The organism is Paenibacillus sp. Pae15 (assembly GCF_024519685.1).
GTDB lineage: Bacteria > Bacillota > Bacilli > Paenibacillales > NBRC-103111 > Paenibacillus_G > Paenibacillus_G naphthalenovorans.
The window spans coordinates 39,055-52,322 of record NZ_JALJRM010000022.1 but is presented as its reverse complement, the minus strand read 5'-3'; the positions used below and the strand labels follow the sequence as shown (position 1 = coordinate 52,322).

Genomic DNA, 13,268 nt, shown 5'->3' with positions numbered 1-13,268 from the left:
AAGTAATATACAGAAAAATAGTGCTGGATGACCAAGGGGAAACACAGGAGGCAAACTCATGAATCAATTGGCTATGAAAACATTCAATACGACACAAGTCAACCTCGAGAAAATAGCGGCGCTGTTTCCCAATGTGATTACGGAGACAAGAGATCGTCAAGGGAAATTGATCCGCGCGATCGATTTTGATTTGTTAAAACAGGAGCTGTCCGATGTCCTTGTCGAAGGAGAGAAAGAACGATACCAGCTGACCTGGCCGGGCAAGAAAGAGGCGATCCTCAACGCCAATACGCCCATCGATAAAACGCTGCGGCCGGTCAAAGAAGACAGTGTCGATTGGGACAGCACGCAAAATCTGTACATCGAAGGCGACAACCTCGAAGTGCTGAAGCTGCTGCAGGAGTCCTATTTACATAAGATTAAAATGATTTACATTGATCCCCCGTACAATACAGGAAAGGATTTCATTTATAAGGACGATTTCAAATCGTCTGCCGATGTCTATTTGGCGGCGTCGGGACAAGTCGATTCCGAAGGGAATAGACTGGTTCAGAATACCGAATCCAATGGAAAATTCCATAGTGACTGGTTAACCATGATGTATTCCCGGCTTAAAGTATCCAAGAACTTGTTAAGAGACGACGGAATCGTGTTTATCAGTATCGACGAAAGCGAGCATCCAAGACTGCGCCTGTTGTGCGATGAGATATTTGGAATCAAAAACCATATCGCGGATCTGGTTTGGCAAAATAAAAAGGGCGGGGGAAACGATTCCAGGCATGTCGCCGTCGAGCATGAATATATTCTGGTTTACGCCAAAAATAAAGAGATGGTCGATGAGCTTTATGAAATGTACTCCGACGACTATTTGAAGCGCTACAAAGAGGAAGACTCGGAAGGTAAATTTTATTGGGACACATTTAAAAGAAAATCGGGGAAGCAATATTATCCGATTACCTGCCCGGACGGCACCGTCCTGGAATTGGACGAAAACGGCAATCCGATCAGCTGGCTCCGGTCGGAGAAAAGGTTTAAAGAAGACCTGGCCAAAGGAGAAATCCGGATCATTAAAGTCGGCGAGAACTGGTCGGTCCAGTTTAAACAACGATTGCCCAAAGGCAAGACGCCCAGAAGCATCTATAAATCCGGCGCCATGCTGGATGAGAATGGAACAACCAGCGACGGCAGCAGCGATTTGCTCCGGCTATTCGGCAAAGACGTGTTTTCTAACCCGAAGCCCGTCAGCTTAATCAAGCATCTGATCGGCTTTGGCATAGGCTCCGAGGATCTGGCTCTCGATTTCTTCTCCGGCTCCGGTACACTGGCCCATGCGATCATGGAATTAAACGCGGAGGATAACGGCCGCAGAAAATTTATTCTGGTGCAGCTGCAGGAAGATATTGACGCGATGTACAATCAGGCCGAACAAAACCGCAAAATGATCTTCAAAAATGCGATAGATACGTTAAACGAACTGAACCGCCCTCATTACTTAACGGAGCTGGGTAAAGAGCGCATCCGCCGCGCCGCCGGGAAAATCAAAGAGGAGACCGGAGCGGACATTGATTATGGCTTCCGGGTATACCGTACGGATTCCTCCAATATGAAGGATGTCTACTATACGCCGGCCGAGCTGGGTCAAGTGGATCTTGCGGATTTGGCATCCAACATCAAGGAAGACCGGACCGGGGAAGATCTGCTCGTTCAAGTGATGCTGGAATACGGCCTGGAGCTTTCATTGCCCATGGAAACAAAGGAAGTTGAAGGGAAGACCGTTCATCATGTGGCAGGCGGCTCCTTGATCGCCTGCTTCGATGAAGACATCACGGAATCGGTCATGAAGAAGATCGCAATGGAACAGCCTCAGCGTGTCGTATTCCGCGATAGCTCTTTTAGGGACGACGCCGCACGCATCAACGTGGAAGAACTGTTCAAGCTGCTTTCTCCGGGCACGGAAATCCAGGTGCTGTAAGGAAGGTGAGCTGACATGAGAATAAAATTCAAGCACCAACCGTTTCAGCTGGATGCCGTCAAAAGCGTTGTCGGCGCGTTTTACGGGCAGCCTAACGAATCCTCCCGTTTCACGCTGGATAAGGGCAGACGGCAGAAGGCCGAATATGCGGGGGATTTGTTTCAAACGGCAAATAACGAACCGGAATATGGATTTAAAAATCATGCCATCAAGCTGCCCGATCATGACATACTCCGCAATATCCAAGCCGTACAACGCGAGAACGGATTGAAAATATCGGAGCGGCTCGAAGGCCAATATAACCTGACGGTCGAAATGGAAACCGGTACGGGCAAGACCTACACCTATATCCGGACGATGTTTGAGCTGTACAAGAAATACGGATGGAGCAAATTCATCATCGTTGTCCCGTCCATCGCCATCCGGGAAGGCGTACTCAAGACGTTTCAAATGACGGAAGATCATTTTATGGCCGAATACGGGTCGAAGGTTCGATATTTTGTCTACAACTCCAAGCAATTGCATCATATCGAGAGGTTTGCCGCCGATGCCGGCATCAATGTCATGATTATTAATTCGCAAGCGTTTGCAGCCAGAGGGCAGGATGCAAGACGGATTTACATGGAGCTGGATGAATTCCATACCCGCAGACCCATGGATGTGATTGCCGGCACGAATCCGATCCTGATCATTGACGAGCCGCAATCGGTGGAAGGCCAGAAGACCAAGGAATCGCTCAAATTATTCAATCCGCTGTTCACCCTGCGATATTCGGCCACCCACCGGGAGGAATATAACAAGGTTTACCGGCTCGACGCCTTGGATGCATACAATATGAAGCTCGTAAAAAAGATCAGCGTCAAGGGCATCTCGGTGAAAGGGACAAGCGGAACCGAAAGCTACCTGTATCTCGAAGGCATCGATGTCAGCGATAAACATGCTCCCATAGCCCGGCTTGAGCTGGAAATCCGCACAAAAACCGGCTTGAGCAAAAAAACGCTGAGAATCAGAAGCGGCGACGACATGTATCCATTATCCGGCCGGCTGGAACAGTACAGAGGCTATAAGGTGTCCGAAATCAACGGTCGGAACAATACGGTGAGCTTCATTAACGGGGTTACGCTGCGGGCCGGTGACGTCCAGGGCGACGTGAGCGAGCTGCATTTGCGGCGAATCCAGATTCGGGAAACGATTAAATCCCATTTGGAGAAGGAGCGGGTGCTGTTCTATAAAGGGATCAAAGTGCTGTCGCTCTTCTTCATCGATGAGGTTGCCAAATACCGGCAGTATGATCAGGACGGCAGCGAACATAATGGCGTGTACGCCGGCATGTTCGAAGAGGAATATATGGATCTCCTGAACGAGCAGCTGTCGCTGGGTTCGGACGATCCGTACGTTCAGTATTTAAACGGAATTCATGTAAAAGAGACGCACAAAGGGTACTTCTCCATCGACAAGAGGAGCAGCCGGTTCATTGATTCCAAAGTATCCGCCAGAGAGACGGATTCGGATGATGCCGACGCCTACGATTTGATCATGCGGGACAAGGAGAGGCTGCTGAGCTTCGAGGAACCGACACGGTTTATTTTCTCGCATTCCGCCTTGAAAGAAGGCTGGGATAATCCGAACGTGTTCCAGATATGCACGCTGAAGTACAGCGATTCCGCCGTCAAAAAAAGGCAGGAGGTAGGCCGGGGCCTCAGACTGTGCGTCAACCGGCATGGGGAGCGGATCGATTCCAGCGTCCCCGGTATCGACGTGCATGAGATCAACGTCTTGACAGTAATCGCCAGCGAATCCTATGAGCAATTCGCCAAGCAGCTCCAGCATGAAATTGCCGCTGCTTTATCGGACCGGCCCCGCAAGGCGGATATGGGCTTCTTTATGGACAAGGTGTTAACAAACGCCCGCGGCGAGCCATTGAAAATCGGCGAAAAGCTGGCCGCCAAATTGCAGTATACGTTCATAAAGAACGGCTATGTCGACGATCAGTTCCGGTTAACGGATGATTATTATGCCGCAGTTGAACGGCAAGACGTCAAGCTGCCTAATGAACTGTTGCCTTATAAAGAACCGCTCATCGAGATGATCAAAACGATATATGCAGCAGGCAAGGAGGAAATGACGGAGAATGACCGGGACCGCAATATCCCGTCCGTCACCGTGAACGGCAACTTCTACAAAAAAGAGTTTAAGGAGCTGTGGGATCGGATCAACCGCAAATCGGTCTATACCGTCCGGTTCGATTCCGGCGAGCTGGTTCGAAATTGTATCGCGGCATTGGATGCCGACTTGCGGGTTCCCTCCGTACGTTATGCCGTCCAGCATGGAGTAATGAACCGGATCGAGTCAAGGGAGCAGTTGAGGCAGGGTGAGGCGTTTGTGACCCGAAAGACGCAGACGGAGTTTGTTCACAGGGAGGCGTCCTCTAGGATCAAATACGATTTGATCGGCAAGCTGATGGATGAGACGCGGCTCACACGAAAGACGATTGCGTCTATCCTGGCCGGAGTGAAGCAGAACACCTTTCTGCAGTTCAGGGAAAACCCGGAGGAATTTATCATTCGGGCGGCCAAGCTGATCAATGAACAAAAGGCGACTACCATCATCGAATCGATCACCTATGACGTTGTGAATGAGACGTTCCATACGGACATATTTACCCAAAATACGCTGAAGGGACAGTTGGGCCACAATGCCGTTTCCGCCGAGAAGCACATTTACGATTATGTCGTGACCGATTCCAAAATCGAGAGGGCCTTCGCCCAGGCGCTGGATACGAGCCAGGAAGTGCAGATTTATGCCAAGCTGCCGCGCGGCTTCTTCATCCCGACTCCGGTAGGTAATTACAACCCCGATTGGGCCATTGTGTTCAAGGAAGGCACGGTAAGGCACATTTACTTTATTGCGGAGACCAAGGGCTCGATCGACTCGATGGAACTGAGAGAAGTGGAGAAGGCGAAGATCGAATGTGCCCGCAAGCATTTTGCCCGATTAAGCACGGGACAATTGAAGTACGATGTGGTCAATAATTACGAGAAGCTGCTGGAGATTGTAAAAGGATAATTCCCGTGCGAGCATGGTTCATAAGGTTCGCCGGAAAAAATTGCAAAATGCCTTTGTGTCCGAACCGTTCGGGCTCAAAGGCTTTTTTATGGAGCGTTTTTTTGTGAACAAAATGGGGTTCTTGCAAAAAAAACATTGACGTTGATAATCATTATCAATTAGAATGTGACTTTGTAATGATATTGCAATAGCCGTCGATATATAGAAAGGAGTCATGGGATCATGATTTCGACATTCATCAACGATCAAGCGGCATATACACCAATGGAGAACATGTGGTTTAAGCTCCACGATGTTTGGCATATACAGAAGCGTAATACGTGCTGGAATTTTAAATCGAATAAGCTGGATTTCCATATGCTTTTTATCCCGATCGGCGGGCTGGGCCATGTAAGCATCAACGGTCACAATTATGGGCTGCGGTCCGGATTTATCGTGGTATGCAGGGCGGGTCAAGAGGTCCGGGCAGAAGCCGCCGTTCAGGATGAGGACGGGATATATATCGTTTGTTTCGAATCCGGATTTGCAGTGTTGGAGACAGCCAACGATCAACCGGACCGTTCGGAAAGCTTATTTCCGTTCAGCGGCGACATTGACTTCACTCCGAGCCACGCCGATCTTGCACTTTGCGATACGATGGCCCGCTGCTGGCATAGTAAAAACAAGATGGAGCGCCTGCGCAGTCAGGCCGCTTTTCATGAATTGCTTTACAGCATCATGCAAAGCCGCCTTTTAAAAAACGTCAAGGGCTGGAACAAGGAACTTGTAGCTGCAAAAGCTTTCATGGAGCGGCATTATGAACAGGCTATCGACATAGAACAACTGGCAGGCTCGATGCAGGTCAGTTCCCGTCATTTTAGGCGGTTGTTTAAGGATACTTACGGAATTAGCGCGATGGATTACATTAATGAGCTGCGTATGAATAAGGCGAAACAATTGATGGAAAAGGGCTGCATGCCCATAGAAGAAATTGCGCGGCAGACCGGATATAACAACGAGAGTCACTTCAGGCGCATGTTTAGAAAGCAGGTGGGCATTCCGCCTGCCCTTTATCTGAAAAACCGGCAAATGAAAGTGGCGGCATACAATTGGTCTAACTTGGGGCAATTGCTGCCGCTTCATATCATTCCGCAGGCAGCCCCGATGGACCAGTATTGGACCGACCACTACCGCAGAAAATACGGGGCCGACGTTACGGTACCCTTGGGACACCGGTATGATTTTAACCGCGAGGCGCTGAGCCGTTTTGGCCCCGATTGCATCATTGGAATCGATGCCTACGTAACGCCGGAGGAGCAAGAAAGGCTTGGGCAGATCGCGCGGACGTTTTTCGTGCCTTGGCTGACCGGAAGCTGGCGTGACCATTTGCGTCTGATAGCGGAATTTCTGGATCGGGGAAGAGAAGCGGAGGCATGGCTCGATAAGTATGACGACAAGGCCGGCCTTGTCTCGGATAAGGTAAACCGCCTGATCCGTCAGGATGATCTGCTTACGATCATGATCGATAGAAAAGGATGCTACCGCTGGGTAAACCGGAGAGAGGATCCGGCTGCGCTGCCCTTTGCTCCGCGTCGCATCGATCAGCTCCCTTCAGACTTTATACGGATGACTGCGGATGAATTACAGGATTGGGAGGCCGGGCGCATACTGATCCTGCTGTCAGAGGATGTCATGTCAAGAGTAACCTGGCATGAACTTCAGCAGACGCAGCATTGGAAGAATTTAAAGGCTGTTCGCGGACAGCGGGTTCATATCGTTACCATTGGCCCTTGGTTCGAGTACACGGCTTACAATCATGGAATGATTCTTGATCAAATCATGGGTATTTGTGGGCATGTTCTTCCGTGAAGCATTCGGACGCCGATGATTTAAAACCTGTCCGAAAAGATCATATACAAAAAGACAAGGCGTAACTTATACTTCTTGTTGATAATGATTATCTTTATCAATGAGTGGTGAAAGGATGAATTGTTTTTTATGTATAAGTCTTTGTCCGTTTTTACTATGGCATCCACTATAGCGATGTCTCTCGTGTATCCGATGGCCTTGGCCAATGCGGCGAGTCCGTCCGATACCTCATCCGGTTATTCCCATCCTCAGGTTAAAACCTCGGAACATTTTAAAGATTTGGATTCTATTGAAGCCGATACGAGAAAAATCGTGGACTTCATGCTGGCCCAAGGTTATGTCGAAGGCATGTCCGATTACCACTTCGGGCTGGCCGACCGGCTGACACGGGTGCAGGCCGCCAAAATAGCGACCAAGCTCTTTGGCATACCTGTAGATTCATCGGTTCAAAAGTCTACTTTTACGGATGTCAGCGCTCAATCCCCCGAACACGCATGGGGAATTCCTTACATCGAAGCGGCCAAACAGGCTTCACTGATCGAAGGCGTCGATCAAGCGCGTTTTGATCCTGACGGGTCGATCACGCTGGGCCAGCTTGCTGCCATCCTGGTCAGAGGCTTGGGAATAAAAGCCGCTCCAACCGGACCGAATGAAGCCTGGTACACCGGCTATATGCAGGCAGCCCAAACGCAGGGCATCGATTTTGGAGGCAAAGCCGGAGATGAGGCTGCAACCCGGGAAGATTTTATCAAAGCCTCCTATCAGGCTCACCAAGCATACCAATTGCAATTGAATGCAGCCGAAGCCGGGAAGGTCTCTGTTGTTTCGGCGGAAGCGACCGATTACAACAAGGTGAAGGTACAGTTGAACCGGCAAGTGGATCCGGATACGGCTACACTGGTCTTAACAAAGGACGGTGTGGAAGTGGCGGCGACGGTTGCATATACAGAGGGGCACCCCTCCGCCGTTCTTACATTGAAGGAAGGCAAGCTTACCGCGGGCCGGTACAAGGTGACGCTGGGAGGATTGAGGGAAGAGGATGTGGAGCAAATCGAGGCGGAATTTACAGCGGACAACGAAACCGTAACAAGCATTGAATTTGTTACGGAAAGTGAAATGCTGGCCAAATCGCGCTATGCCTCGATTCGGTTAAAGGCGATCAATCAGTATGGGCAAAAAGCTTCCTTCTCGCCCGCTTCGTTCTCCTATACGGTAAATGACAGTTCGGCGCTGCATCCGAGATTGGACAAAACACCGGATGGGGATTTGAGGCTCACCCTGGATACGCTGACGTACCATTTGAATTCGCGATCCACTCTTATACAAGTTAATCTCCGGCATAACGATACGAATATCGCCGTGCAAAAAAGCTTTACTATAGGCGCCGAGCCGGTGGTGACGACGCTGAAGGCGGGTGAGGTTTCCTATTCGGACAGCCGGACGGCGATTAAGACAAAGGGACAGAAGGCCGTATTCGATTTGATTCCATATGACCAGTATGGGAATGTGCTGGGATTTAACGCCCTGCGCGAAGCGCTTCAAGCCGGCCAGGGGACGGCGAATCTGAAGGATGCCGTAAGTCTTCACTTTCATCCCGGAACGGCGAATTTCCGTTATGATATTGTGGATGAACGGGGAGACGATACGATTCAGGCGCACGTCACTCTTATTGAGGACATCCTTCTTGCAGCGGATTATACAGCCAGCGTATACGTTCAGGGAGGCTCGGCTTCGGTTACAATTGCCGTTCAAGCCTATGCCAAAGCGGTTTCCATTGAATTCGGCGATATGAACAAAGTGATCGCTAATGGAGACACGAACGTCTACATTCCGGTTACAGCCTATGACGAGTCCGGAGCCAAGCTGAGTCTCGAAGATTTGACCAGCGACGCTTTCGCCGATCGGGTCAGGATCACTGTAATCGGTGCTCAGGCCGATCAGCGGGACGGTTCATTAGGCACGGGTGCGGTGATTGAGAAGGCCGGCAAGAACAAAGGCAGCATTTGGCTCACTTCAATTACCGCTCCGGCCAACGGTAAAATCCGTCTTACCGCCGATATCATGGATCAAGGAAAGACCGCTTCATTTTTCCGTGAGTATGCCGTACAGAATGCCCGCATTCCTGCTGGTTTTAAAGAAGTAAAGGCGCCTGCAAGTGAGATTGTTCCCGGAAGCTATACCAAATTCACTTATACCGTGGTCGATCAATATGGAGAAGAACTGGACGCGGCCAACAATGTGGCTATGGGTAAAATCGTGGCCAGCGGAGGCGACGTGTACTCCATCCGGCTTGATCCGGGCTCGACGTTTACGGATACCGTTACAGAGACCACTTATGGATTGACATTGGATAAAGATCCGGCCAAGGGACATGCCAATCGTCCGTCTTTCGAATATACCGGAGATGAATTTGAAACGTTCAACGATGGATTCCGTTTTTACGCACCTCCTGGGCAAGAGGGTGGTTCATACACCTTTTCGGCTCAATTGCTGAAGAATGGAACAGAAATATCCCGTGCAACCAGAACGGTGCAGATCAAAAGATCGAATGATCTCACCTATTCCCTGGATGCCGTACCGGCTTTATACCGCCCCGGCAGCATCGTTCCCGCGGCTTATCAGGATGCGCATCTCGACCCTGCCCAGAGCCTGTTTGCCAGAAAGCTGTCTTTTACGATTAAAAACGCCCGGGGAGAACAGATCTATTTCGTTAACGGTTTTAGCCAGAGCGCTGCCGCTTCCGATACACAGATCGTAAAAACAGCCGTTAAAAACGGCAGCGTTTATGTTCTTGGCAGTAAAGCGGGTAAAACGAATATCAGTGTGGTATACAAAACGGTAAAAAATGAACAAAAAATAGCAAACGTAGAGGTTAACGTTAAGGATGACCCGCTTTCCGTCAGTTCTTTTACGGCGGATAACGAAACGGCTGTACTAACGCTGCCGTCCGGCGGCTCGGTGACGGAAAATGTCTACACCTTAATGGGCCTCTCTTTTAAAGACAATTATGGCATCGGCTATAAAGGAAGCAATACGGTGAATTATAACTACGCCTTCGGCAACTCATTCGGCGTAGACTATATAAAGCCAATGAATCCTGGCGCTCCATTAGGGACAGTGAGCATCGATGCAGAAGGACGGGTAACCGTCACAGGCAACGTCGGCCGCTTTGATCTTATCGCTTATAAAGGAAGCTCGGCGGAAGTGAGAACCAGAGTGACGGTTGTGACCGCTCCTTAACCGTTATTCATCATTATTATAAGACGAAAGACCCTCACCAAAGAGGGTCTTTTTCGGCTTTCAGAAACTTTCCCGGGAAATACTGTTTCTTTTGAACTAAAATGGAAATAAAAAAATGGGAAAATAAGACTAAAAAAATGTAAAATTTTGTTGTAGCTTTGATCTTACGATGGTAATATATACATGCTACTATAACTTAAGGAGGAACTATGGGTGAGACGAATGAAGTATGTATCCAAAGCGATCGTACTCCTGTTATGCGTGCTCATCGCATTACCGGGCTTCGTGATCGCAGCACCAGCTTCGGCGCCTTCCGACATTAACAAGCATTGGGCCGAGAAAGAAATGAGGCAATGGATCGACAAGGGTTTATTGTCAGGTTATTCGGATGGAACTTATAAGCCGGATCAGAGTATCAGCAGAGCGGAATTTTTTACTTTAGTTAATCGCTCTTTCCACTTTAGCCAGGAAGCTTCCGTATCCTTCACGGACCTTAGTGCTTCGCATTGGGCCGTATCTGAAATAGCCCGTGCTCAAGCGGCGGGATATGTTAGCGGTTACCCGGATGGAACAATTCATCCTGATCAACAAATCAGTCGTGAAGAAGCAGCAGTCGTGCTGAAAAATGTGCTTAAACTGCAAGAAAATGCTGCGGGTGCCGAAACATTCAAAGATGCGGCGCAATTTGCCGGCTGGAGCAAGGGTTCCATTGGTGCACTTGCTGCCAAAGGGTACTTATCCGGATATGAAGATGGAACATTCAAGCCCAACAACGCTATGACGCGAGCAGAAATTGTCGTACTGTTGGATCGGATTCAGTCTAACGCGATTCCTGTTGTGACCTACGATCACAAAGGTACATTTGGTCCTGCAACAGGTGTAGAGACGATCCGCGGAAATGTAGTCATCAGCGCTCAAGGGGTTACTTTGAGAAATACGGTCATTGAAGGCAATCTTCTATTAGCTGAATCGATCGGTGAAGGGGATGTCTTCTTAAAGAATGTAACGGTGAAAGGTATTACCACTGTCAATGGCGGTGGTGCCAACTCGGTACATATTGAAGATTCCGTGCTGCTTACCGTCATTGTAAATAAAGCAGACGGCAGCGTTCGTATCGTGGCAGAAGGAGCTACCAGCGTACAGCAATTCACGGTACAGTCGAGTGCTTTGCTGGAAGCAAGAGGGACGAGCACGATTACCGACGTCATTCTTTCCAGTGTGCTGCCCCCTCATGCTCAGGTAACTTTAGCTGGGCAATTCAATACAGTGGATGTGCAGGCCACCAGCGTACGGGTAAGCCTGACTGAGGGTTCGATCCAGCAGCTTACCGTTGCCCGGGAAGCAGGCAATTCGACAATAAATGTTGGAACGGGCGCATCCATCGCCGAATTGATTTTGAATGCGGCAGCTTCCGTAACAGGGAACGGGACAATAGAACGTGCCGCCGTGAATGCGAACGGCTCGACTTTTGAACGTACTCCTTCCAATATCACCACAGGGAACGGAATAAGTGTAGGCAGTACTTCCGGCGGTGGTGCATCAGGCGGCGGCAGTTCTTCCAGTGACGATGACAGTTCTTCCGGCGATGATGACAGTTCCAATGACGATGATAGTTCTTCTGACGATGATACTGTGACAGAAACGGTATACGGTTTTGAAGGAAGAATTGTCGATGTTCAGAATCAACCCGTTGCCGGGATGACGATTCATTTCCGGAGAGGACTGGATAATAAGGACGGTACCATCGTCGCTACGGTTGTCACCGATAGCAACGGCCGTTATTCTGTTGATTTACCGCCGGGGATTTATACGGGTGAGCTTTCTAAACCAGGGTTTATTACCACCTATCTCGTTGGAGTTTCAGCAAGTAACGTGCGTAACACCAATGAGAATGCAACGGCTATTCGTGTAGCGGCAGCCCATGAAATTCGTATTGTATTAACCTGGGGTGAACGGCCTCGGGATCTTGATTCGCATCTTGTAGGTCCAATACCGAATGGAGGGGTTTTCCATACTTGGTATGCGGATAGAATTCATTCCGTATCCGGCGCTGTATACGCAGATCTGGACCATGACGATGTTACTTCTTATGGTCCTGAAACGACGACCATTCGTCAATTGGTAGACGGTACTTATCGTTTTTATGTGCATAATTTTTCCGGTGAAACGAATATGAGGGAATCGGGAGCTCATATTGAGGTATACGTGGGGGCTACGACAACGCCTGCAAAAACTTACGATATTCCAACCGGAGCAGGCTCAGAGCTTTATTGGACTGTGTTTGAAATGAATGTGTCTAACGGCTTGATCAGCTCGTTCACAGATATTAATCAGTTTTATGCAAATGAAAGTGCTGCACAAGGCCATCTTGCTAACGGAATCGGCAATACTACGATAACATCCGCAGTATATAGCATTGATCAGAATGTGCGCGAAATTCTGGTGCCGGCAAATACGCAGGTAGAGAGCTTCAAGGCAGGACTTTCCGTTTCGCCGGGAACATCGTTAGAGGTGTACCAATCCGATGGAACTACGGTTCGTACAGGCTTTGTTATGAATGGAGATAAAGTGATCGCAAGATCTTTTGACGGTCTTTCATCCCGGACGTATACGGTTTCTATTATAAGCACACCTACGGTTACATCTCTTACTTACTCGCCTGCAGGTCCGATTGTTTTTTATGATTTGACACCGTTAGGTGTGACGGTAAGTGCAGCCGGATGGGACGGAACGGTAACCGACGTGACTTATGATGCTAATATGGTTTATATATCCCAAAATCTGAACATTGCTGCTGTAGCTCCCAATGGTGTCATCACACCTGGTGCCTCCGGATCGACAGTGATTAGCGCGGTATATGGGGGAATGACGTTAGAAATCCCGGTTACGGTGATTCTCGCCCCTGCCTTAACTCAAAACGGATCGACATTGGAATCGTCAGGTTTAATCTCAGGCGCTGAAGTGCGTGTATACGATGCAAGCAATAATACGGTCATCGGCAGTACCTATACTGTAGGACACAATGGTGCGGTAAGTATACCTTCTTTACCAGCAGGCTCTTATTACATTGTTCAGTCCTATCAAGGCTTTACAAGCCGCCTATCGAATACAATAACGATAACTAATTGAATTGATTTGAAAA

General features: G+C 49.1%; 5 protein-coding genes. All 5 read left to right on the top strand.

The annotated features are described in order from the left end of the window. The first annotated feature begins 58 nt into the window (after nt 1-58). Nucleotides 59-1,972 carry a site-specific DNA-methyltransferase gene (locus tag NR121_RS17700; RefSeq protein ID WP_054818428.1) on the top strand — a complete coding sequence of 638 codons (1,914 nt, stop codon included), beginning with the start codon at nt 59-61 and terminating at the stop codon, nt 1,970-1,972. A gap of 15 nt (nt 1,973-1,987) precedes the next feature. Next, entirely contained in the window at nt 1,988-5,038 is a 3,051-nt protein-coding gene (locus tag NR121_RS17695) for a type III restriction-modification system endonuclease (RefSeq protein WP_074729100.1), read from the top strand. A gap of 222 nt (nt 5,039-5,260) precedes the next feature. After that, a complete protein-coding gene (locus NR121_RS17690) occupies nt 5,261-6,886 on the top strand; it encodes a helix-turn-helix domain-containing protein (protein ID WP_054818429.1) in 1,626 nt (541 codons plus the stop codon). 129 nt (nt 6,887-7,015) lie between these two features. Next, nucleotides 7,016-10,126, top strand: a complete 3,111-nt coding sequence (locus NR121_RS17685) for an S-layer homology domain-containing protein (protein ID WP_256831592.1) — start codon at nt 7,016-7,018, stop codon at nt 10,124-10,126. 222 nt (nt 10,127-10,348) lie between these two features. Continuing rightward, the gene (locus tag NR121_RS17680) at nt 10,349-13,255 is read left to right on the top strand and encodes an S-layer homology domain-containing protein (RefSeq protein WP_256831616.1); all 2,907 of its coding nucleotides are present in this window, start codon (nt 10,349-10,351) and stop codon (nt 13,253-13,255) included. Nucleotides 13,256-13,268 lie beyond the last annotated feature (13 nt).